Annotated in this window: 29 protein-coding genes; 12 read left to right on the forward strand and 17 right to left on the reverse strand. The window is 47.3% G+C overall.

Annotated elements, in window-relative coordinates; translation table 11 throughout:
• Nucleotides 1–14 precede the first annotated feature (14 nt).
• The 3 genes from lysS (at nt 15) to K9W43_02260 (ending at nt 3397) form a co-directional block, all read left to right on the forward strand.
• On the forward strand, nt 15–1685 hold the full coding sequence (gene lysS, locus K9W43_02250; GenBank protein ID MCF2136036.1) for a lysine--tRNA ligase: 1671 nt from the start codon (nt 15–17) through the stop codon (nt 1683–1685).
• A 127-nt stretch (nt 1686–1812) separates the two neighbouring features.
• Nucleotides 1813–2508 (forward strand): CDP-alcohol phosphatidyltransferase family protein, encoded by a 696-nt coding sequence (locus K9W43_02255; protein ID MCF2136037.1) that lies wholly within the window; start codon nt 1813–1815, stop codon nt 2506–2508.
• Nucleotides 2501–3397: a PfkB family carbohydrate kinase gene (locus tag K9W43_02260; GenBank protein MCF2136038.1), complete on the forward strand. Its 897-nt coding sequence runs from the start codon at nt 2501–2503 to the stop codon at nt 3395–3397. Before K9W43_02255 ends, K9W43_02260 begins: the two co-directional genes overlap by 8 nt.
• A 20-nt stretch (nt 3398–3417) precedes the next feature.
• On the opposite strand, the gene K9W43_02265 is transcribed toward K9W43_02260, so the two are convergent.
• The 5 genes from K9W43_02265 to K9W43_02285 all read right to left on the reverse strand — a co-directional run bounded on the left by K9W43_02265 (nt 3418) and on the right by K9W43_02285 (nt 7368).
• Nucleotides 3418–3774 carry a PadR family transcriptional regulator gene (locus K9W43_02265; GenBank protein ID MCF2136039.1) on the reverse strand — a complete coding sequence of 119 codons (357 nt, stop codon included), beginning with the start codon at nt 3772–3774 and terminating at the stop codon, nt 3418–3420.
• Between the two features lie 3 nt (nt 3775–3777).
• The gene (locus tag K9W43_02270; protein MCF2136040.1) at nt 3778–4365 is read right to left on the reverse strand and encodes a hypothetical protein; all 588 of its coding nucleotides are present in this window, start codon (nt 4363–4365) and stop codon (nt 3778–3780) included.
• 73 nt (nt 4366–4438) lie between these two features.
• Nucleotides 4439–4723 carry a 30S ribosomal protein S26e gene (locus K9W43_02275; protein MCF2136041.1) on the reverse strand — a complete coding sequence of 95 codons (285 nt, stop codon included), beginning with the start codon at nt 4721–4723 and terminating at the stop codon, nt 4439–4441.
• A gap of 72 nt (nt 4724–4795) precedes the next feature.
• Nucleotides 4796–5878, reverse strand: a complete 1083-nt coding sequence (locus tag K9W43_02280) for a histone deacetylase family protein (GenBank protein ID MCF2136042.1) — start codon at nt 5876–5878, stop codon at nt 4796–4798.
• 5 nt (nt 5879–5883) lie between these two features.
• Nucleotides 5884–7368: a hypothetical protein gene (locus K9W43_02285; GenBank protein ID MCF2136043.1), complete on the reverse strand. Its 1485-nt coding sequence runs from the start codon at nt 7366–7368 to the stop codon at nt 5884–5886.
• Between the two features lie 116 nt (nt 7369–7484).
• Here K9W43_02285 and K9W43_02290 point away from each other — a divergent pair, with 116 nt between their 5' ends.
• The 5 genes from K9W43_02290 (at nt 7485) to K9W43_02310 (ending at nt 10257) form a co-directional block, all read left to right on the forward strand.
• Nucleotides 7485–7976, forward strand: coding sequence for an NUDIX domain-containing protein (locus K9W43_02290; protein ID MCF2136044.1), 492 nt, complete (start codon nt 7485–7487; stop codon nt 7974–7976).
• Nucleotides 7973–8944: a hypothetical protein gene (locus tag K9W43_02295; GenBank protein MCF2136045.1), complete on the forward strand. Its 972-nt coding sequence runs from the start codon at nt 7973–7975 to the stop codon at nt 8942–8944. The genes K9W43_02290 and K9W43_02295 overlap by 4 nt, the downstream gene beginning before the upstream one ends.
• A gap of 61 nt (nt 8945–9005) precedes the next feature.
• Nucleotides 9006–9281, forward strand: a complete 276-nt coding sequence (locus tag K9W43_02300; GenBank protein ID MCF2136046.1) for a hypothetical protein — start codon at nt 9006–9008, stop codon at nt 9279–9281.
• 3 nt (nt 9282–9284) lie between these two features.
• Complete coding sequence (locus K9W43_02305; GenBank protein ID MCF2136047.1) at nt 9285–9686, forward strand: hypothetical protein; 402 nt, start codon at nt 9285–9287, stop codon at nt 9684–9686.
• A 31-nt stretch (nt 9687–9717) separates the two neighbouring features.
• Nucleotides 9718–10257: a hypothetical protein gene (locus K9W43_02310; protein MCF2136048.1), complete on the forward strand. Its 540-nt coding sequence runs from the start codon at nt 9718–9720 to the stop codon at nt 10255–10257.
• Between the two features lie 5 nt (nt 10258–10262).
• Here K9W43_02310 and K9W43_02315 read toward each other — a convergent pair whose 3' ends face one another.
• The 5 genes from K9W43_02315 to K9W43_02335 all read right to left on the reverse strand — a co-directional run bounded on the left by K9W43_02315 (nt 10263) and on the right by K9W43_02335 (nt 12986).
• Nucleotides 10263–10475: a hypothetical protein gene (locus K9W43_02315; protein MCF2136049.1), complete on the reverse strand. Its 213-nt coding sequence runs from the start codon at nt 10473–10475 to the stop codon at nt 10263–10265.
• A 133-nt stretch (nt 10476–10608) separates the two neighbouring features.
• A complete protein-coding gene (locus tag K9W43_02320; protein ID MCF2136050.1) occupies nt 10609–11439 on the reverse strand; it encodes a hypothetical protein in 831 nt (276 codons plus the stop codon).
• 56 nt (nt 11440–11495) lie between these two features.
• Nucleotides 11496–12182, reverse strand: a complete 687-nt coding sequence (locus K9W43_02325) for an ABC transporter ATP-binding protein (protein MCF2136051.1) — start codon at nt 12180–12182, stop codon at nt 11496–11498.
• Nucleotides 12183–12184: 2 nt separating this feature from the next.
• Nucleotides 12185–12712 carry a hypothetical protein gene (locus tag K9W43_02330; protein ID MCF2136052.1) on the reverse strand — a complete coding sequence of 176 codons (528 nt, stop codon included), beginning with the start codon at nt 12710–12712 and terminating at the stop codon, nt 12185–12187.
• A 91-nt stretch (nt 12713–12803) separates the two neighbouring features.
• Nucleotides 12804–12986, reverse strand: coding sequence for a ribbon-helix-helix domain-containing protein (locus K9W43_02335; GenBank protein MCF2136053.1), 183 nt, complete (start codon nt 12984–12986; stop codon nt 12804–12806).
• A gap of 209 nt (nt 12987–13195) precedes the next feature.
• Here K9W43_02335 and K9W43_02340 point away from each other — a divergent pair, with 209 nt between their 5' ends.
• Nucleotides 13196–13732 (forward strand): GTP-binding protein, encoded by a 537-nt coding sequence (locus K9W43_02340; GenBank protein MCF2136054.1) that lies wholly within the window; start codon nt 13196–13198, stop codon nt 13730–13732.
• Nucleotides 13733–13833: 101 nt separating this feature from the next.
• Entirely contained in the window at nt 13834–14976 is a 1143-nt protein-coding gene (locus tag K9W43_02345; protein ID MCF2136055.1) for a M42 family metallopeptidase, read from the forward strand.
• Nucleotides 14977–15032: 56 nt separating this feature from the next.
• Here K9W43_02345 and K9W43_02350 read toward each other — a convergent pair whose 3' ends face one another.
• The 6 genes from K9W43_02350 to K9W43_02375 all read right to left on the reverse strand — a co-directional run bounded on the left by K9W43_02350 (nt 15033) and on the right by K9W43_02375 (nt 19550).
• On the reverse strand, nt 15033–16121 hold the full coding sequence (locus K9W43_02350) for an inositol-3-phosphate synthase (protein MCF2136056.1): 1089 nt from the start codon (nt 16119–16121) through the stop codon (nt 15033–15035).
• Between the two features lie 73 nt (nt 16122–16194).
• Nucleotides 16195–17013, reverse strand: coding sequence for a hypothetical protein (locus K9W43_02355; protein MCF2136057.1), 819 nt, complete (start codon nt 17011–17013; stop codon nt 16195–16197).
• A complete protein-coding gene (locus K9W43_02360; protein ID MCF2136058.1) occupies nt 17006–17647 on the reverse strand; it encodes a hypothetical protein in 642 nt (213 codons plus the stop codon). Before K9W43_02360 ends, K9W43_02355 begins: the two co-directional genes overlap by 8 nt.
• 39 nt (nt 17648–17686) lie before the next feature.
• Entirely contained in the window at nt 17687–18277 is a 591-nt protein-coding gene (locus K9W43_02365; protein MCF2136059.1) for a hypothetical protein, read from the reverse strand.
• 17 nt (nt 18278–18294) lie between these two features.
• Nucleotides 18295–19050, reverse strand: coding sequence for a hypothetical protein (locus tag K9W43_02370; GenBank protein MCF2136060.1), 756 nt, complete (start codon nt 19048–19050; stop codon nt 18295–18297).
• Nucleotides 19047–19550: a DUF4430 domain-containing protein gene (locus tag K9W43_02375; GenBank protein MCF2136061.1), complete on the reverse strand. Its 504-nt coding sequence runs from the start codon at nt 19548–19550 to the stop codon at nt 19047–19049. Before K9W43_02375 ends, K9W43_02370 begins: the two co-directional genes overlap by 4 nt.
• A gap of 143 nt (nt 19551–19693) precedes the next feature.
• On the opposite strand from K9W43_02375, the gene tmk reads away from it, so the two are divergent.
• Nucleotides 19694–20365: a dTMP kinase gene (gene tmk, locus K9W43_02380; protein MCF2136062.1), complete on the forward strand. Its 672-nt coding sequence runs from the start codon at nt 19694–19696 to the stop codon at nt 20363–20365.
• 42 nt (nt 20366–20407) lie between these two features.
• Nucleotides 20408–21598, forward strand: a complete 1191-nt coding sequence (locus K9W43_02385) for a hypothetical protein (GenBank protein MCF2136063.1) — start codon at nt 20408–20410, stop codon at nt 21596–21598.
• A gap of 346 nt (nt 21599–21944) precedes the next feature.
• Here K9W43_02385 and K9W43_02390 read toward each other — a convergent pair whose 3' ends face one another.
• Nucleotides 21945–22922, reverse strand: a complete 978-nt coding sequence (locus K9W43_02390) for a GNAT family N-acetyltransferase (protein ID MCF2136064.1) — start codon at nt 22920–22922, stop codon at nt 21945–21947.
• Nucleotides 22923–23035: the final 113 nt, after the last annotated feature.

Below are 23035 nucleotides of genomic sequence, written 5' to 3' on the forward strand. Positions count from 1 at the left end.
TTTGAGGTGTAAAGATGCCTGAAATACCCCAAGAAGAGGAGATTTCCATACACTGGATCCAAGATGTCTTGGACCGAGTCCTTGAACGCGATGTTGATGAATACCTGCTCTCAGCTGGTAAGAGTCCGAGTGGAAGCATACACATTGGTTTCCTACGGGAACTGATCATCTCGGATGTCATTAAGCGGAAACTTCTCGATATGGGTAAGAAGGCACGTACAATGTTCATCATTGATGACTATGACCCCGTACGGTCTTTTCCCCCTGGCATCTCACTCTCGCTTGATGATTGGGCGGGAGTCCCCTATTCCGATGTGCCAGATGAGTTTGGGTGCTGTTCGAGTTTTGGGGCCCACTGGGGAAACGAACTCATCCGTGCGCTCCCCGAATATGGCCTTGACCCTGAGATAGTCTGGACCTCTGAGATCTACAAGATGCCCGAGATGGTGGAAGAGATCCGATTATGCCTGCGGAACACAGAGGTCATTCGAGAGATCATGATCGAGTTTGTCGCACGCGACTTTAGTCCCGAGCAACGTGCAGAGTATGTCGAGTCAATGAAGCAATGGTATCCGGGTTCGGTAATATGCCCCAAGTGTGGTCGTCTGCAAGCAGGGAAAAAGGGATCTATCCAACCTAATAGAATCCTATCCTATGACCCTGATACGGATGAGGTCTCATTCAAGTGTCACTACTGTGGTCTTGAGGACAAGCGTCCTTTGAGTGAGCTTCGAATCAAGCTGACTTGGCGTATTGATTGGCCTGTCAAATGGCACATCTTCAATGTGACGTGCGAGCCCGCAGGGAAAGATCATGCCGTCAAGGGTGGTTCATACGATACTGGTCTTGAGGTCTCACGGAGAGTCTTCGGATGGGAAGGGCCGGTTAAAGTCCCATATGAATGGGTTCAAATCGGCGGCAGAGACATGGCCACCTCTGAAGGTATTGTGTTCAGTCCTAAGGTCTGGTTAGATATTGCGCCGCCAGAACTGTACAGGTTCCTGATGCTCAAGACCGACATCTCACGTACCATCAATATACAGCCGGATCGGATTCCCGACTTTGTAGACCAGTATGACCGTTTTGAACGGATATACTACGATCTCGAAGATGTGAACGAGGAGTCCAAAAAACTGGCCAAGCTGTTGTATCCATTGTGTGAGCCAAAGCCCGTTAATGACGAGTACGTTCCTAAATTGCCGTTCAAATATGCAGTCGTCATGTCACAGCTTGATGAGATTCTTGGACATGATGTTGTCATTGCAAACTGTGTAGCGGCTCTCAAGAAGCAGTTCTCTCTGTCCGAGGTCTCGGAGGAGTCCATGTATCATATCGAGCGTCGCCTTCGAATGGCCCGTAACTGGGTGCAAGAATATGGAACTGCACGTGATCGTGTTTCTATCCCACCAACAGTTCCGCCAGAGATTCGTCAGACGCTCACTGACAAGGATAAGGACTTCCTCAAAGGTCTGCTTGAGCGACTTGAACAAACCGAACTGAGCGACGAGGAGATTCAGACAATTGTCTTCGAGACCGCTAAGGGCGTGGGCCTAAAAGATAAGCGTGCCTTTATTGTTCTCTATCGAATTCTCATCTCACGCAAATCCGGTCCTCGGCTTGGCCCATTTCTTAACCTTCTTGGGTTGGACTGGGTCCGAAAACGAATCGCAAGCGTGTTGGAATAGACATGAGGGGCCTTCAATGGCCTCTCACTACCTTTATTAGAGCCACCTTGACCGACGGAGGCGGCCCCTGAGGTCAGGACATGTGATAATTATGCTTGGTCGCCTACGGGAAAAATATCAAAAAGTCATGATGCCTATAGGCCGCGCTCTTGCGCGAACCGGGATTACGCCAAATGCGATTACAGTGCTCACGCTTATTGTAGCAATCATCAGTGCTTACTTCTTTTACATCGGCGATCTTCTCGTTGGCTTTGCCGTAATGGTCTTCACAGTTGTCCTGGACATGTTTGATGGGGCTGTTGCACGAGCTGCAAATCTCGGCTCAAAGTTTGGGGCCACTCTTGATCACACACTCGACAGATATGCAGAGTTCTTTTTCATGTTGGGTCTCATGGCAGGACCTGTAGGTGCTGTCGCTATTCCATGGTGGCCCTATACTGCTGGTGACACTTTCATTCCATGGTTCTGGGGCTTCGTTGCCTTGTTTGGTATGCTCATGGCTAGCTTTACTCGTGCAAAGGCTGAGTCTGTTGGAGGTATGGAGAGCTGTACCGTGGGAGTTGCTGAACGACAGGAGAAACTGATCCTTCAGTTTACAGGAATCCTTCTCCTTGCATTATGGCCTACCAATCTATGGGCTGACATGCTTGCATTCTTGCCTCCGATGGTCTGGCAGTTTTTTGTTGGTCTTCAGATCACAAACATACTCACCCTGCTTGTGGTCATAGTCGCAATACTCTCTCATATCACCGTTGCTCAACGACTTGCCTACGCCCGCAAAATCATACTTGGTACACAACAGGAAGATACGCACGATGTATGATCTACTGGTCATTGGTAATCCCGTATCCCTCATTAAAGAGGGCCATCTTCCCGGAGAAATAGTCCTTGGGCCAAGTGTGGTAGCAGCCTCTATTGCAGCGCGTCTTGGCGTCCTTGATATGGTCCTTGCTGGAAATGTCCCCCCTATGTGGCGTGAGCATCTTATCGCAGATCTTGACCGTTATACTATACCGGAGCACTATTTTGTTGATAGCCAAGCTTACAGAGAAGTCAGCGTTCCTACCCCAGATGGTGTTTCTGTCAGAATAGCGGTCTCTGATGAACGAATATCGATTCGTAATTTTCCAGAGGAATTCCTGACGGCCAAGGCCATTGTTCTCGCACCATTCGGAGATGAGATCGATCCCGAATTAGCCGAATGGATCGCATCCTCAAGCACAGGTACAATCCTTTGGGATCCCGGCCTCTTCAGACTTCGGCAAGATGAAGCGATTCCTCTCTCGCCAGAGCGTGGCGATCTTGTTCGATTTCTCAAGTCTGTTGATATAGTCTCAATAAACATCAAAGAAGGTGACGCACTAGTTGGGGCGTCCGATCCTCACATTGCAGCGGAGTTGCTCGTCGAATGGGGCGCGACCACAAGCATAGTGACCGATGGCAGTAACGGGAGCATCCTCTATGATGGGACCGACTTCATCAGTGTACCTGCATACCCTATTGAAAATGCTTGGCGATGTTGGACGGGTGCCGCATTTGTTGCAGGACTGACATATGGTGTTATCCACGAAGAACGAATCACTGATAGTACAGCTCTCGCCTCAAGCGTGGCCAGTATCTTTATCGAGCAAGCTGACAGGTATGCTCCGATCGATTTCCGGACTGTGAAAGCACGGAAAGATGCGATCCTCGAAGGGGTATCATACAAATAGTCGAGCTCTTAGTCGCTCGTCTATTCAGTGAGGTCGAAGACCTTTTCCATCGTGGTCACGAGAAACATTTTTGCCTCGTGCATAGCCCTTCTCCCTCGGTCAGTGATCCCATAGTATTTTCGTGGCGACCCATCCTCGTGTTGCTCTTCTATCAGGCCATCTTTGATCAGTCGATAGATGATCGCATATCCACTGACGGTGGCTGGTGCAAATCCAAACCTCTTGCTGACAAGCTCTTTCAGTTCATAGCCATAATGTGGTCGCTCTTGAAGAAGCCTGAGAATATAGATCCACAGCATCTCCTTTGTTAGCTTGTCAACAAGTCTCCCAATGGCCTTTGGTTTGTCCTTTTCCACGCTCGGTGCCTCATCAGGCATTTGTTATGACTCCCTTTCGGATGCTGAGATCACGTTTACAATGCAGTGGCTGCTTAGATAACTTGTCGCTCCGAGGGATACTCGTGGTACATCAAATTTTCTAATGGCCATCTGCGCACGCGAATCAAAGCCCACATGGTCTCCGAGCATAAAACTGTTCTGAGTATGACACTCCCACAGCCTTTTCTCGGATAATGGGTCACCGCCCTCGTCCAAGACCCATATCTTCGAATCCGGGCGATCAATTATCTCTCCCACAATCTGTTCAATTGAGGACTCTTCAATAGTGATGTATGATGGAGGGTTTCCTCTCAATGATTGTTGAATGACCTCCGCCCAAGCTCGCTCACCCACTGGCAGTTTCTCTTTTGGATCTCTAAAAATCAGCACAATCTTGTTTGCTATCACAGCCAGCAGTTCCAGACCGTCCTTTGGCCAGCTCTCAGGCCCCCAGTCAAAGCATGCCGCGAGATCTCTACATAGAAGATCGACTCGTCCTCCTGATCCCGGGAGGTCCTTGAGTAAGAAATCACCATCCGCCGGAACTTTTGGTAGCAACTGAATGAACTGTAGCAGTCTGGTAGGTGCCATTTGGCGTGTCCTCTAAGGTGAGGTTCGAATGCTCTTCAGTACCTTTTTCTGGTCTGACATCGTGAAGTTGGAATTAGCGGCGAGGCTTGGTTCTCCTATCGGCAGCGCTTCTTATCTGCACCTTGCCTGTGTGAACCGCGCAAGAAATACAATAGTATTCTGTGACCCTACGCGTATGAATATAGCTGCCCTGCGCACGAAGTTCACGAGCGAGTTGTGGATCAACTGTTGATACTCGTCGAGTGTACTTCTTTGCTTTATCAGCAGGTACCATTCTTCCACACTTGGAACATTGAACCATTCCGGATCGACCTGAACCGCCCTTGGCTCGGCCGCCTGATTTTCGTTTTTTACCCAATTTTGTCCACCAGAACTGTGTCTTACTGGCGCCTTCTCCTCTGTCCTTAAAACCTTGTGGCTAGATGAGCTGTTACCACTTAGACCAATATTGATCCATGATATCAAGGACTTGGTCTATGACCTGTTCATTAGCGTTCTCTATTGCTTTCATCGGCTCACGTGGAATCTGATCCTCAAGTCTGGGCATCTCTTCTCCCGCAAGACCCCTCAGACTTGCCTCTATTGACAATCCCAGCACAAACAGATTGTATCCACCTTCGAGAACCCAAAACGAGCCTCTTGCCCCAAGGTCTTCCACGAGTCTGCGGATACGATCCCCAAAGTACCAGAAGGTGGAACTATCGATATTCATATTGCCCACTGGATCTGCATAGTGCGCATCGAATCCCGCGGACACTGCAATGATCTCTGGTTGAAATGCTGTCACTGCTGGTACAATGATTCTATCGATGACTTGGCGATACGTGTTGTCAGAGGCATTGTCCACCAGTGGAATGTTGGTGTTTGTTCCGGCCCCCTCTGAAGCACCAGTTTCGGCATAGTGCCCCATTCCGTAGTTCTCATAATCATACTCATGGATCGAGATGTACTGTACATTCGGGTCACTGTAGAAGATCTCCGCGGTGCCATTCCCAAAGTGGTCATCAAAATCAATAATCGAGACCTTGGTTATCTCGTGCTTTTTCTGCAATCGCCGGATTGCAATGGCAAGGTTGTTAAAATAACATAGGCCCATTGCTGTGGATGTTGATGCATGGTGTCCCGGAGGCCTCATTAATGAGAATGCGTGTCTTGTTTTCTTCGTGACGACTAGCTCTGCGGCTCGTATCGCGCCTCCTGCTGCAAGAAGTGCGGATCGATATACGACCGGGCTTGCATATGCAGCATCGCCGATCTCACCACTTCCAAGATCAGACATTATCTGTGTCAGATCAATGAGGTATTCAGAATGGACACGGCGTACGTCACTGATTGCTGCCAAGCGTGCATTCTCTTTTTGTACGAGCTTCAGTATACCATGCTCCTTAAGGAGTCGTCTTGCCAGTTGCACTCTAAGAGGGGTTTCAAAAGACTCCAAGTGCGGCTTTGGAAAAGGCATTACATGTTCGGATGACCCGGGATGTGTCACAAGCGCAATATCAGACCACGGCAAAGGACTCACCAATCAAGAGTTCGTAGGGCTTCCTTATACTCTTGCCTCTTGGAGAGAGGGAAATCCTGTTCGATACGCATGATGTAGCGGTAGAGCGTGTTGAGTACTCTTGCAGGAACCGGACCTGGGTCGGATGATCTCTCGAACCCCTCTGCCTCGATGTTCTTCACAAGATGATCAATCAGTTCTCTTGCATTAGTCCATCGCCGGGTGATGACTGCCCATAGGTGACCATCTTGCTCGATCAAGTCGGGATGGCTGTTCTTGAATTTCTCAGCAGCCTGTTCCAATCTGGTGGGCGGCCCTCGTCGCAGGAAGGACTCATTGATTGATGGATATTCAACTATGAACCCCACCGAGAAGATCTCGCCCTCAAAATAAATCTCCCACAAGACATCTCCAAATCTTGTTTCTCCAGTAGTTTCCTGTCGCAAAGTGGATGCTATACGCCTGACCAGTCGATACAGTTTGTCTCGATATAGTGTGTAGTGTGCAGTCCCATCCACTCGAAAGCTCCTACTGATGCAGTGCGGTTGTAACCAGTCAGGTAGCTTGGAAGTTGGAATCGGGCTCTCGAGAAAGAGATCAATGATCTCGTCACTGTTCTCTTCTCTATCAAGCTCCCTCAGGTGTGAGAGCCTCTTCACGATCCACTGAACCGCGCGAGGTGAAAAGCTTGAAGCCACATTTCTTTGTGTATCTGTCGGATCGACAATGATAACATAGTCATCACGAAACCCCGGGATCTTCCGCAGTTCCTCTTCGGACCGATGGAGTGGGTCTACAGGCATGGTCTTCAGTTGGAGTAATCTATCAATTGCTCTGTCAATCCCGTTCTCAGATAGGACCAATAATTCAATGGCATACCCTGTGACGCCCATCTGGCCTACGGCGCAAGCATCTCCATATGCATGGCTTGCCCGCACAAATGATTTCAGGATTCGAATGTCATCACGAAGTCTGTCGGTCAGACGGCTGGCAACATATTTAGTATGGTGAACTGTTCGGTCAACCGCTGTGATTGGGCCCTGTTCTGCAAGATACTCCTTGGATAAATCAAAGCAGCCGATTATATCGACATCCAGCCCGTTCATTACGAGGGAGAGATAAGGGTGCTGCGAATATGCCTTCATGACCTCCTTAGCGCCAATACCCTCTGCAGCGGGTCGAAACCACGAGTCCACTATGTCGTCAAAAAAGGCTGACAATTCCCGATTACGTTCAGCGCTCACAGTCTTTGGCTGACTGGCACGATCCGGACTTAGACCTACAAAGAGATCAATATCCGAGGCCCCACGTAGCTGAGTCTGCTTTGGTCCCGTAGATCCCTGTGCTTCAATGAACCTGTAATCTCTCCCGGTCTTTTCAGCCTCTTTGATGAGTGCCTGTCGCAATATCTCTATGACTCTCTGTTGCTTCGCTATCTCCTCTTCTGTGGGGCTGATCTTTTGAAGAATGGCGGTTCGGATTTTTTCATCTAAGTCTCTCATTCTTTGGTCGTACTCCGCAATCACATCTCGCGCTATGAATACTGGTCTTTAAGATGATTTAAGTCACATACCTCCTTCATACTTGTTGTCTAGGCCAATGTACGAGGTCTGATAGAGTGCCAGATATACTACCTATTGCAATCACAATTCTAGAGTGTCGTGGGAAGTATCTGTTCCTACAGCGCCACAATCCACCATACGAGAACCTCTGGAGTCTAGTTGGAGGAAAGATCGGTGCCGGTGAACATATTGCCTCAGCAGCCATACGTGAGGTAAAAGAGGAGACCGGAGCATCTGAGGTTCGTGATTACTCGTATCGAGGAGTTGTTTCAGAGCGACTGATCGATGAGACCGGTTCTCTGCTGCGCCATTTCATGATATTTGTCGGGCACGCAAGAATTGACGAGTTCCGGTCAGAACATAGGGAGGGTCATCTCGCGCTCTTTGAACTTGATGAAATACGTCAAAAACGGAGTCACTTTCTCCCCTCGGATTGGTACATGTTTGATAGTTTTCTTCAGCCTGCTAAATGTGGACTTTATGAGGCCGAGCTGGTACATAGACATGGAGTTTACGACCTTAACTATTACCGGGTGACATCCTGTTGAAGATCGGCGACATCATTATCACTCCAATTGGCGCAGAGAGTATGGGTGTGAGATCTCTCTGTGTACGACTCTCTACACCTAATGTTCGAATTCTCTTTGATCCCTCTGCTGCACTGGCTCGTAGATATCGTCTGGAGCCTCATCCCTTAGAATATCGAAGATTGCGTGAGACCCTTGATCGAATCCATGTTGAGGCCAAAGCTGCTGATATCCTCTCGATATCACACTATCACTATGATCATGTACGACCCCGGTTTACGGACTTTCGATACACGTTCGGTTCACTTGAAGACCTGAGAGCAATGTTTGCCGACAAGCAAATTCTTGCAAAGGACTATCGTGATCACATTAATGCCTCTCAGAGGCGGAGAGGTTATTATTTTGAAAAAGACCTTCGTGGAGTCGCTAAGGAGATCATCTATGCTGACGGCCGATCGTTCGATTTTGATGACACCCAGGTAGTCTATTCGTCACCAGTGCCACATGGCCCAGAGGGGACGCGGTTAGGGTTCGTGCTCATCACAACCGTCACATATCAGGGGTTTCGATTCATCTTTGCCCCCGATGTTCAGGGGCCGATAAGCACATCCACAACCGATTATATTCTCTCCCTCAAACCCGATCTTGTTATTGTTGGTGGCCCCCCGACCTATCTTGATAGGCTTCGAGAGCATATGGGGAATGCAGCCCGTAATCTCCGACGCCTGGTCACGTCCATACCTATAGTCGTTGTTGATCATCATCTTCTCCGCTCATTATCATGGCATGAATGGTTATCGCCAATCGAACAAGCAGCAATTGAAGCGGATCATCAGCTCATGACCATGGCAACGATGGGTGGAGTGGATCCCTCTTATCTGGAAGCGAGCCGAAAGAGTCTCTATCGCGAGATGCCCCCCTCAGCGGAGTTCATTGACTGGACCAATGCCACCGACACCTACAAGACAAGGAATCCTCCGCCTCTATAGATTGATTATGTGTCCCATACGTCGTAGACAGCTTTTAGTTCATAAAATACTGGTCTACATTGTGATGAAAAAGCATATTGACCCCCCACAACAACAACAGTTCGAACTCACGACAATCAAGTATCTAGTGGGTAGTATAGGCCTTCAAATACTAGCTCTGATAGATCAAGGTTGTGCCGACATTGATGAGATCAAACAGTTTACCTCCTTCAGTATGACCTGCATAACTATTAAGCTAGAGCTCCTTAGAACTCTCGGATTGATTTTAGGTCATGATGGGGCCTATACTGTGACCCCTAATGGTGTTTGCATCCTCGACGAACTTTACGGGTGGTAAAGATTGAAATCCCTTACAACAGCCAAGGTTTCAACAATCAAAGACGGCGCTATCCACCTCAAGGGTCTTGAACAGGTCTTGGGGATCGGCGCCGAAAACAAAGTTCTCCTCATAGGCACGGCCAGCAAATTCATTCGTGTGATCCCCCTTAAAGGGCCTCGTGTCATTCAGATCCATGCATCCTTCTCCAGTAGCGACTTCTCAGATGCTGCGCGAAGTGTACTTCAAAAGTTGAAAGCCCTCGGTATGAGCATGGTCCATTCTACAGGTTTCTGTCCAATTGATGATGCTTGTTTCTGGGAAGGCTTCTTTGAGGATGTGTATGGAGATAGGATTGATGAGTTTGTGAACTGGTTACGAGAGCAGAACGCTGTACTTGAAGTTACGATCAACACTTTGACCTGATTGGTCAATTCAAGTGGGAGTTGTCACAGAGATGGCCGAACGAAACTCCACAAAGGCAATACTTGAACGATTCAAGAACGCAACGGATGAGGCTGACAAGTCCCTCTACTCGCAAGAATTTCAGCAGGCTATGGCACTCTACTACGATGCCAGTCAATCTGCTGATGAGATGTTTGGGAAGTTCATCTCTCTCCTTATGAAGACCGCCCCTAGTAATGCATATCGTGTTCTGCTTATTGAGATCCTCAGTTGGCGCCTACGATATTATACCACCCAATATGACTATCATCTCGCAGTGGCCCAGACCCTAAATGGCCTGCCCCGTGAAGAATGGCTTGCGCGTCTTGAGACCATTCTCATTCTGTCACAGAGTCTTGTTGACAAGCTTCTTCCGCTACAGAACGAAGTGGCTGATTCAAGTATTCGGCATAGAATTCGTAAGGTCCTTGTCGATTGGGTGACAGGAATTGCTGAACTCGTCACAAAACTAAAGACTTGGAACATGTCTAGCGTAGAGGCTGCAAGGGTGCTTGAATGGGCTCTTGATAATGACCTTCGACCAAAAATGTAGTTTGATTATTTCGACCCCGCCTCAATGAAAACGGATGCGATCTCCGTGTCTGCTAGCTGGTTATGGCTATCGACGTAACAAACCAAATAGTGGTCGTGATGCTTGATTACAATCGCTGCTGGGAATCTCTCTACATCTTTCAATGCATCCTTTGGTATCTCCCAGCTTATAGTTTCTTTACAGACGGGGCATTGCATCCATCTAGGACCATTCGACATCAAGAACCACCTGTTATATCTGAGAATGAAAGAAAGGTACTAAAAACGTTTTCCGCTATCTTTAGGTTGGCCTTTTATTCCAGTTCTTCCCATTAAAATGCTATTCTCATAGCACTTGAAATAGTTTACCGAATTAATCTTCTGAGTCGATGGTCCATGCACCGGGATCTTTGAGGTCTCTACTTAAAATTGGTCGTTTTCTTCGAGCTAATGTGGATATATCTGTCCTGTCTGGGTCCACAACGATCTCTTGGGTCTCGGGATCAAATGACCCTGGAACTATTCCTTCGTCAATTCCCTCTTTGATGAGCTTCTCAATCTTCTTTTCAGGTAGTCCTGTACTATCTGAGAGACTTCTCAGTGATATTGCAACTTCCGATTCAAGTATTGTTCTCACAAAGCCAAGGAATGCCAACTTGAACAGCTGATGTACCTCTTTCATGCCCTCCCTGTCCATGATCCGAGTCACTGCAGCCTCAATATACATGTCTGCATCTCCAAATTGATACTCACTCAGCATGAGTGCAAGATTGATCATCTCCTTTGCCTCACCTCGGGTCGTCTCAGCGGCTGCGTGAATTAAGTGTCGCGCCATATCGATATCGCCCCCTAGAATGGCGCAAAATGCTCCATCCACGAAATAGCGCGGATTATGATCCTCCTCTGCTGCCATGATATATGCCTCAGATGCGATTTGGCAGTCGATCTCGAACTTTTCATGTTCTCCCTGTTTTGTCCATGCAAGGCTGGCCTGTTTCATGGCCTCTGCAGCCTCGAAGTATCTGTGAGCCAGCATACCATGTTCATACGCACGTTCAAGACATCCTGCGACCTTTGCAAAAGATTCCCATCTTCTCCAGCACATAGCCGCATCAATAAAGAGGTCCATGGCCTCCGAATTATGTCCTTCCGAGGCCATGTCTTCAGCCAATTGCTGACGAGCTTGGCAATCACCTGTTGGCATAGTTGGTTCTTCTCCTTTGCAGACTGGTTGACCCAGCTGCAGTGATCGCCATGTGGCTATTTGTCTGAAGTGATTCTGCCGTCTTTCATTCGCAGAACGCGTTTGGCAAATTTGACAAGATCCTCGTTGTGCGTGACAAGTACCACCGTCATTCCGCGCTCTTTGTTGAGCTTGGCAATGATCTTCATGATATTGTCGCCCGTCTTCGAGTCTAGATTCCCAGTTGGTTCATCGCAGAAGAGGACTGGCGGATTGTTCACAAGAGCGCGTGCAATGGCGACACGTTGTTGTTCGCCCCCGCTCATCTGTCGCGGGAAATGATCTTTGCGTTCAAGCATATCGACCTCTCGAAGAACTTCGAGGGTCATTGCCTCCTGTTTTTCCTTGGTCAATTCTTTACTTGGCCACAGGACCGCTTCCACATTCTCGTATGCAGTGAGGTCTTCAATGAGCAAAAATGCCTGAAAGACGAACCCGATTTTTTGAGCTCTAAGCTTTGGCATATCACGTTCACTGATAAGGGTCACATCCACGCCATCAAGTAATACCCTACCTGAGGTGGGGGCCTCGAGACCTGAGAGCACATGAAGAAGTGTTGACTTACCACAACCAGAGGGCCCAACAACTGCCACAAACTCGCCCGGTCTGATCTCTAAGTCTACATCTTTCAAGGCGGCAACGGTCTTTTTTCCGCGTCCGTATTCTTTGTTGACGTCTTGAGCCTGGATTATTGGATTTGCCATGTTTACTCCTCCCTAAGTGCCTTCATTGGCGGAATCTTCATAGCTCTCCATCTTGCTAAGGCAAGACCCGGAAGCTGTAGTACGATAATGTAGAATAATGTCCATGCCATTGCCAAAGGTTCAACAACAACTAGTTGTTGTACTTGGGTAAGAACACCAAAGTCCGTCTGCATATAGGCAACTATTCCCAGAATCTCTATGGCGAGTTCGACCACGACAATACATGCAACAGCAGCCACTATGATGACCTCTCCTATTAGTAGGAGTAGAATCTCCGAGTTTCCCCAAGATACACATTTTAGAATGGCGATATCGCGCGCTCTAAACTGACTGATTAGTATCGCATATACAGTGGCCACAATGAATGCCATCATCAACCAAGGCCATTCGGCACCGCTCGTTGTGAGAGCCTCTTGGAGACCCTTCCCAACAGCAACAAAAAGGACTGCATAGATGATGATGAACGCCGTAACTCGCTTTTTTGCTCGAAATGCAAGTCTAAATCCCTTGAAGAGAATCCTAAAATTCAAGGATGTCGTTTCCTCCAAATAGTGATGGCATGTTTGAGGGTCAACTGTTGCTTAATGTGTCTTGTGGCTATGTTTTCTTAAAATCTCCGTTTTAGCCACTCTCTTGTTCACTGTGTGCAAATGGTGGAATGCCATCAATCCATAGCTCCCGCATTAACAGATCACGAATGGCAACCCGAATGACCTCACTACGTGAAGGGTAATGTCCCATCTCGACGAGCTTGTCGATTCCATTGACGTAGAGCTCGCTCATTTTTACGGTTATGAGTCGCATCTTAACTATCTCCCGGCATGCGGTTTTCCGCCCTGCCTATTATAATATCTTCGAAGTTTACAGCAAATTGGCGCCGCTCTTATGAATGACTTGATGTGAAAAAGGCTTAATACACCATATTCCCGCAAAGTCCTAGACTAGTCATTAACTATGTAGGGACTATTCTCCACGATATACATTAGATACCAGAACCATTACGAGGTGACACTGTGTCTGAAACATTTGATCTTATGCGCAAGGTTGTCATGATTGGTGCAGGGGGGAGCGGGAAGACTGCTCTTGTCAATCGCTTTCTAACACAAAAATTTACGGAACAATATATTGTCACCATTGGTTCGCAGTTTGCAGTAAAGACTGTTACAGTGCAAGATTCGAATGGGAAAGATGTGACGGTCAAGCTACTTGTCTGGGATCTTGCTGGTCAAGAACGGTTTGATTTCATTCGTACCAGTTATTACAAAGGTGCGAAAGGAGCTCTGCTTGTCTTTGATGTCACACGAAAGAGCACTTTTGTAGAACTCTCTAAATGGATCGATGAGACCGAGAATGCATTAGGGGCTCGAATCCCCATTATTCTTCTTGCAAACAAGGTCGATCTCGAGGCCGAGCGCGTCATTACTACAGAGATGGGTCAACAGTTCGTGCAAGAGTATGGATTACAAGGCTATCTTGAAACAAGTGCACTGACAGGAACAAATGTCGAAGAGGCATTCCATTTGTTGGCTCGTGAAGCAATCAGTAATTGAACTATGGCCTCCTGAGGCTCTTAACAGCATAATTCGGTATGCTTATTGGGTGATGTTGGTGCAGCACCTACTATAATTCTTCATAGCAATTGGGGATTAATATGTCCGATAATAAATTAGATTTAAAGTTTTTAGAAACACTGTGTAATGCTTTTGGTCCAAGTGGTCATGAACATGAGATCCAGACACTGGTTCGTGACTATGGATCCAAATTTGCTGATGAGGTGACCTATGATCGCCTAGGCTCAGTCATCTTCCGCAAGGGCAATGCTGGTCCCAAAATAATGCTCGCAGGGCATGCAGATGAGGTTGGCTTTGTGATAACCGATATCGACAAGAACGGTTTCCTTCGTTTCCATCAACTGGGTGGTTGGTGGGATCAAACACTTTTGACACAGGAGGTTCTAATTCGCCCCTCTAAAAGCGATAAAAAAGTCATTGGCGTGATCGGTGCTCCCCCACCGCACATCCTTCCAGCAGAGATGCGGAACAAGGTTGTCACCAAGGACAAGATGTACATCGATATAGGTTGCAGCTCGGAAGAGGAGGTCAAAGAGCTAGGAATTCGTGTTGGTGATCCAGCCGTCCCCTATGCCACGTTCAGGACTATGGAGCGTATCCGAAAAGAGAAGAAGGACCCGAAGGACGAAAAGTCTGAGACGGTAGAACGTAATGTGACGGTGGCTGTATCAAAGGCATTTGATGATCGAGTTGGTGTCTTTATAGCTCTAGAGGCTCTCCGAAGGATCTCTGAGCAAGGTATCTCGTTGCCCAATACTGTCTACTTTGTATCTACAGTCCAAGAAGAGGTCGGTCTCAGAGGAGCTCGAACAGCCGCCCAAAAGATTCTGCCTGATGTTGGGTTCTCACTGGATGTTGATATCTCCGGAGATGTTCCTGGCGCAGAGGGTCTTGTGCAAAAGATGGGTAAAGGGGTTTCCATCTCGGCCGGTGATGGCTCAATGATCCCAAATCCACGTCTAAGAAACTTTGTTCTGAGTATTGCAGAGGACAAGAATATTCGTCATCAACCTGCCTTTTTGAAAGCAGGTGGGACTGATGCGGGAATTATCCATCTCACCGGAATGGGTGCGCCCTCACTCTTTATTGGTATACCCACTCGACATATTCACTCGCATCACTCAATACTTGATCTCAGCGATGTTGAGGCTGCCGTTGATCTTCTTGTTGAAGTCTTGCAGAAGCTTGACGAGTCAACTGTCAAAGGCTTTACCGAATTGTAAAAATAAGAGAAACCTGCACTTAGCCGTGCAGGTCCTTTTTTTATCATACGAGCAGACTAGCGCTCACGTTTTCCTTCAATAAATTCGTCTACTCTCTTTCTGGCCTCAAAGTCATCAATCTGATAGCGTGGATGTTTGAAGCTGTACGAACTGATGCTTGAGAGTTCTCCGCCAATACCACGGTCAAGGGCGATCTTGACGGCTCTGACAACATCGATGATTACTCCACCGCTATTCGGTGAGTCTTGGACTGAGAGTTTCAGACTAAGGTCTAATGGGAGATCCCCAAATGCCTTGGCACGCATACTGATGTAACAGACTTTGTTGTCACCGAGGAATGGTACATAGTCGCTCGGGCCAATTTTGGTGGGGAGCTCATAGTCTACGCAACTGGTGACTGCCTCAGTCTTACTGACTCTCTTTGTCTTGAGCCGCTCTTCCACCTGCATATTCTCAAAGTCTGTATTGCCACCAATATTGAGCTGATATGTATTCTCGATGATCAGTCCACGTTTATCGTACAGTTGGGCAAGGACTCTGTGAAGAATAGTTGCACCCAGTTGGCTCTTGACATCATCCCCTGCACATGGGATGCCTCTCTTTGCGAACTCGCGGGCATATTCACTGGTGGGGTCGGAGACAATGAACTCCGGAATCGCATTGATGAATGCAATACCCGCATCTAGTGCCGCCTGTGCATATATCCGGGATCCCTCTCGACTGCCAACAGGAAGATAATTGATGAGAACATCTGCCTTCGTGCGCCTGAGTTCTTCGGCCACATCGACTGGTTCAATCTCACTCTCATCGTATGTGTAGAACGACTCTCTCATATGAGGTGCTACGCCGTCTGAGATAGGTCCTGGCAAAACCTTAGCTCCGGTCTTTGGAACATCAGGAGCAAATTTCCAACACTTGTTAGGCTCAATCCATATCGCGTCTGCGATATCTTTTCCTATCTTGTGTTTGTTCACCTCAAAGGCCGCGACGAATTTCAGGTCCTTTGGGAAGTATCCACCAAAATCAACATGCATCAGACCTGGGACTTCTTCGTCAGTCTTTGCATCTCTATAATAATGCACTCCTTGGATAAGTGCAGAGGCACAATTCCCAAGTCCTGCAATTGCAACACGAATCTCACCCATGAGGTTTCACCATCATAAAGTATTCTCTGGTCATAGAATAGTTCATTCTTTTAAAACTATCGAGGTGGTCATTTTAGTCTGATTCTTCAGTTTCGGGAGCAACATACTTGGAATAGAGCATCTTTCGTGCAGTACTCACGGTCTTTGGACCTATGCCGGGGATTTCTGTCCACTCGTCAGTGCGAGTGATAACTTCTATGGGGCCACCGAATTTTTTCAGTAGGCTTCTTGCACGGACCACATTGATCCCTGTGATTCCAGCAATGAAGAACTCTTGCTCCTCAGAAAAATTATCTCTACTCTTTCGTGTACGGATGACTGGCAGGCGTTTGCCCTTCGGATGTGATTTCTCATCCCTTGGGAACAGAACGTTGAACAGCAGTCCCGCAGAATGTAAAGCGTTGTAGCCTTCAATCACCTCAATCCCCTGTTCTCTTATGGACTCGATCAGTGCATCCAGAGAGGAGGGGTGAATGTAGTTGACGGTTTCCATGGTGACGACGTATGGCCTGCCTTTTGTCTGGGTTGTTTTGAATGGCACGTAAATGCAGCCTTTTACAGGATCTCTTCGAATTGAGAGGATGTTTTCTATGAGCAGGTATGGCCGCTCATAGACCAAGAGACCTTCAATCTGTCTTGTCAGGCGTGGTGCGCCTGTCGAGCTTCCCTTTAATGTGTTGACGAGATCGCTGACGGTCTTTCTCTCGATTGCCACCCCCTCTGGACCAAGAATATCCCCGATTGGGATCTGTTCTACAACATATTTGATGCTTTCCTTGTCCAACATGGCCATGAGATGCTTAACCGAGTTTTGTCGCTTCCCCTTTAATTCGTGCACATCGATCACGATTTCGGGGATGTTCCCAAAGAGATCCGATTGCATTCTACTCATCTTCAAACAAAGTCATTACTGCGGCCATGGAGACCTCTCTGGCAAGATTTTGGTCGTCAGATGATCCAATGACAATGACATCACTGTCTTTTGGCCGAAGGCTCTCTAATATCAGAAGGGTCTCCTTTTCGTTTGATAATAGAATATTGAAATCATCCGGAGGCATGGTCAAGAGGCCTCCTCTCATTACGAGTGTGGTGGCTCCTGCTTTACCTCTCCCTCCTTGGATAATGGCCTCATCACGTTGATGAATCCCATCACTTACCTTCGACGCTCTCCCCCTGACAAGATTGGCATAGTCGTATTTGTAGACAGTGAGGTCTCCAAGATCGAGAAAGAGTCCCAATGGAATATCTCTGATCATTGCCTCGAATATCTCATTTCCTCTCTTGGTCAGACGTTGACCACGGCGCCCCTCAGCTGTAATAAGACCTCCCTCGGTCAGTCGTTTCAGTAGCGTGCGTACACTCCCCTCGCCTATCGATATGTTCTGGCACATCTCATAGCGTCCTAAGGGCTGTTGGCGGCCGATCATGACAAGTACGACGGCAACATGGTACGGTTTGAAGACTGGAGGAACCCTTCCATCTGCTGGTTGTGCCAGTGTTTCAATAATTTTTTTCCATGTCGCCACAGTGATAACCTCTCTCTAATGTGACTTCGACTGTGCTTTTTATTCTTCGGTCTTAAGTTCTAGAACCCCCTGTCGGTTCCAGATCTGATCTATAAACTGAAGAATGACCCCATGCTCGAGTCTTGGAATCACCAGACCAAAGAGAAGCCCATTTGAGATGACGTGCACGACCATGAATGGAGTGCCCCCAATCATTGCTAGCAAAAAGGGTATGTTGAACGTGACTGAGAATCCAATGTTTGTAATCAGGTCAAAGATCAATGTAACGAATGCCCCAGTGACCATGAGGGTGAGTGTTGACACAGAATCTTCCCCGACCGTCTTTGGTCTAAGAAGGTGTGCCGCAAAGACAATGTATGTCCAGCCGATAACTTGGGAGAACCAGATCTGAGGAATGAATGCGCCCCATGGATTTATTGAGCCAAATATTAATGCCATCAATAACACACAAGGAAGCGCGATCTGGAATCCGAAGATGTACCCTGTGAAAAATAAAATAGTTGATCCCAGTTCGACATTTGGAACTGCGACCAATGCATAGTTGCCTACAAGTGCAAGAGCGGTCATGATCGCAATTAGGGACACCCTCTTGCTAGGTTGAATTGACTCTCCTGCATTGTAGGACTTCATGTTACGCACCTTCGCGATTAGCGTTTCTTTACAGCAATGACAATGATCAGCAGAATCACAATAGCTCCCGCTGATGCTCCAGCGACCACTAACGGGCTGAGTGGCTCAGCTGTTGTGGTTATCTGACTGAGTTCTACGGTCAGAATATACGGAGTTCCAAAAGAGTAGCTTGTGTTTGCCCACACTAGTATTCCTGTATCAAGATCATACGCCAGAGTGGTCTTCTGCGGCTCTCCATATGCTGATGGATCCTGTTCGTATTCAAAGACAATGCATTGGAACGTTCCAGCAATCACAGTCATGCTCTTGTAACTTGACTTCATTGTCCCATTAAGATAATTTCCCTTTACATGAGCTGCTGAGGCGTATGCGGTCGCATTGAGATCTGCAATACTTGTATCATTGACCTCAATAACAAGCCCCGGAAAGAAGTGGGTCTTCCCCCAGACGCCTAAGACAAGTTCCCTAGCTATGTCTGTATCATTTGCATAGATGGAAAAGTTGCCTAAATGCAATTCCCCTTCAACATCCGTGTGTGTACGATTGATGGCAAAGGTCATTGCATCTCCCGGTTCGGCCAACCACTTTCCTTCATCTGTCCATCCCCACGCAAAGGGCATGTCCGGGCAATCTGTGATGTTCCACGAGATTGTAGTCTGTTTCTCATGCCCATTTAGAATCACGGGATTAAATGACATGAGGGCGTTCACCTGTGTGACTCCCATTGCGAGTAATAGCGTGATTACAAATCCAAGTCTGTAGTTGATGTTCATAACGTTCTCCTCCTGATGGAAAGGACTATCAAAAAGCCGATTCCAAGCGCAGCCGTCATTGTCGTTCCTATGACTAATGACGAATCTGTTTCTGATTCTGTCATCGGAGTTGTCTTTGTGGTTGTATTCTGAGGTGAGAGCCGCCATTCGACAACGTTCCCATTTTCAAGATTGTATTTGTTGGCAGCGACCGGGCCAAGAATTCCGTCTACCCAGTATTGCCACCACAGACCTCTAGATGGATCGTTGGCAACTCCTGCTATGCTTGTGACGAATACAAGATCTCCATACCAGTCCGCCTCTACTGACGTGACCTCTCTTGTAGCGTTATAGACAGTGTCAGCAGTAATCTCTTCGAATGTAAGAACTGTGCCATTACCAAAGTCCAGTATGACTGAGACCCCAGTAGCAATCTGAACTGTCTCAGTTCCACTGGTCACAGGTGGAGTGGCCAATAGAAACGTCGAGATGATCAGCGCGATTGCAATAGTCTTACTCACAGCAACCAACTTCTCCGTATAGGACAGGTTAACCTATCCCACTAAGTTCGAGATTTAAGGTTTGCTCTCAGTTCTGCGCGGCCGACACATCTAAAACACGGACCTAGATGACGAACATACCACATGCTGAGGCGTATTTTCCGGTGAGCGAAAACGAGAGGAAGAACTGGACTGGTTTTCTCTTTGTCTTGGAAGGAATCGATGGTGCTGGTAAGACTGTTGCTACCGAGCATTTGGAAGAACAGCTTCGCAATCGTGGCTATGATGTCTTGCGACTGCGAGAACCGACAAGTGAGAGCCCATGGGGGCAAGAGATCCGTGAACGTTCACCACGCGGGGAGTTGACCCCGCAAGAGGAGCTTGACCTCTTTCTCAAAGACAGAGAATGGCACGTACAGAATAAGATTCTTCCAGCATTGAGATCAGGAAAGGTGATCCTCCTCGATAGATACTTTTTCGCCTCAGGGGCTTATCAGAGCACAAGTACGGGGTTACACTGGTCTGAGATATTGCGGCGAAACCGTGAAGTGATCCATGCACCTGAACCCGATATTGTATTTATTTTAGATATTCCTGTTGAAGTAGGACTTGAACGATTGGGGAACCGTCACGATACTAGGAATTTGCAATTCGAGATCAAGGAACGTTTGCAACAAGTGCGTCAGGCGTATCTTGAGATGATTGCACAAGATATTGGTCACTTTGTTCTCATTGATGCCACTCGCCCATTGGAAACGGTAGTGGAAGAAATTCTCTTCCGAATTCTGAAGGAGATAGCACGCAAACGCGCTCCAGAGGGCAATTTTAGGCGATGAAAGATGTGACAAGGTTTTTTAGTCACGTGACGGAAGGGGGTTGTGAAAACTATCAGATTAGCCACCTTTGATGGTATTTTGGAGACCGAAACAATGCCTGTTGCCTTGCTATTAATTGATTGGGATTCCAAAATCGGCGCTGTTCTTAAAGCAAAGGTCCCTGCGGATTTCGCCGATTATTATCGAGAAGATCTTAATACTGAGATTATGCGAATATTCACTTCTCATGCTATGGGTGATGCAACAGCGGGTTTTGCTTCACTAAGTGTCAGAATCGGCGGTGAAGAGTATAATGTTGCCTCCTATTATACTGGTGTAGTTCGCGAAGAGGAACAATACTGTGTGTCTTTGCTCCTCTCTACATCTGAAGATCCTAAAGCCTATGAGGGTGCAATTACGTCGGTCGTGTCGCATCTGACGAGTGCAGTTGTGTCGATGACTGACTCCGAGATTCAAGAAGAACTTGAAAACACATATCGCCGAATTATTCGTCTTGCCGGTATGACAGATGAGAGTCGTCTGGCCCGTCTGTTTGCTGATGAGATCACCCGCGCAGTGTTTCCAAAATTATGGAGAGGTGGCGTTTCCAAGGAAGACCTTGAAGAGTGGCTAAAGATGGTGACAGGTCTCCCGAGTGTGAGTGTTGATTCGGTCATTGCGCCATTTGAAGAACTGGGCATTGTCAAGACTGAATGGGTTGATGAGATAGGGCGAACTTGCGTCTTTATGATCAAGGACCTAGAGATCTTTCGAGCACCTCCACTCATGGCGATGGAGGCCGCAAGTTCAATGCTTGACCCAGAACTGGCAGCCGAATACAAGTCAGAGGTCCTAGAGTTCCTCACAGAATGGCAAAAGACTCCAGATGATACTGTGGCAATTGCAGAGGTACTTGCAGATCCTGACTGTTATGATATTCTTAACGAGTTGCGTCGTCGGCCCGTCAATGTGGCCGAACTTGAGGCTTCACTCAGTATTCCTCCAAAAGACCTTCGTACGGCCATTCAGACGCTCAAGAAGTATCGTGTCATTACTGAGAAGCGTAGAAAGGGGCCATCTGGTGAATACGATAAGTGGCTCTTCTTGCTCAATGATATTCGAGTCCGTCTGTTCTTCCCCGAGTACTTCCTCCAGACACTAGTGACAGATCTGGAGAAGAATCCCGAAGATACACGGGCACGACAGATGGTCGAGCATCATCTTCGTCTTTTAAGAGACAATTTCCCACGATAGGTCATATCCCCCTCGAAAAATCGCACCTCCTGCTGAATCGTCTTCCAGTTCAGGTGCGATACCTATTATTTGAGCCAATATACTGGACAAGTAATGTTCATATGGGGTTTTGTAATCTGAAGACACGTAGACTCATTAAGTTGAGTTTCACAAGGGCTCACTGGCAAGATACGCGAACTCCCCGTCGGAAACTCGCATATCTAACTTGGTCCCTACACTGAGTTTCTAGCATTGGTCCCCTTGCAATACTTGCGCATACTGAGTTTTGCGCGTGTCTTGGCTGAGAGCTGGTCCACGTGACCTGCGGATGCGGAAGGTTCGCTTTTAGCGGACCCCGCTTCCTTACCTACTCTTTATTCTTGAACAACTGAGAGGCTTCCTCTCTGCTTAGATCTTTGGAGTACCAGATTCTTCCATAGTGTTCCTCATATCCGATTGACTCATACATTTTACGAGCGGGCATTGCAGACTCATTTACCACAAGTTCGGAAATTTCAATTCCTTTTTTGTATGCTCGCCAAAGTACTTCTTCAAGGATAGTCTTCCCAAACCCATGGCCACGGTATTCCGGAAGTACTCCTATTCCCTGTATTAGTACACGACGTTTTTGATCTTCTGTTGACGGTGCAAACACCAGGCCAAGGCAATATGCCGCAGGTCTTCCGTCTACAAGTCCCAAGAGAAAGAGCTCTGGATCATAATCGGGTCTATTTCTTATAGTTGTAAAGTCGGCCTCTGATGCATCCTGATATTGATAATTCCCATGAAATATCAGATTCTGCATATCCGCCCAAATTTTGGCGTCTGTGTTCTTCATCTCTCTCAGAGTAAAGCCTTCAACGGTGTCAGGTCTTTTTATTCTGCTCAGGTCGGGGTGAGAGAGCTTGAGCCATTCGCTTATGCGTTTGAATCCTCTATGTGCAATGAATGATATACTGTATTCCTGATACGATGGGATATTACAGGTCATGATTTTGATTGCGTTTTTACTTGATAGACGTTCAAGTTCCCCAAGCAGTTTAGTGCCTATACCTCTCTCTCGGAACTCGGGATGAACCATTCCGGTAATGTATGCCTCTTCCGGATTAGACCTCTCAGGGCGCCATGTAGCAATTCCAATCAACATACCATCAATAGTTCGGGCTGTGATCACATTTTCTTTGAGATCAAGTCTAAGGTGATGATAACTATTCCTAAAGAACTCCCCGTCTAAATCGGCATGATCCGGATTATCCCAACCACTTACGGCATTGTACAACTTTGCCATATCATCATACATATCTTGATATCCTGTCTCTATAGAGATATTCTCGTTATGTATCATCAAACAGCCTCATCTATTTTCTTTCTATTGTCCTCTAATAACCTCGTCAGTTTCTCGAGAATACCGTACATAAATGATTAATTAGGGGATGAATCAAGAGTATTCTGACAGTA

This window comes from Candidatus Thorarchaeota archaeon (assembly GCA_021498125.1).
Taxonomy (GTDB): domain Archaea; phylum Asgardarchaeota; class Thorarchaeia; order Thorarchaeales; family Thorarchaeaceae; genus B65-G9.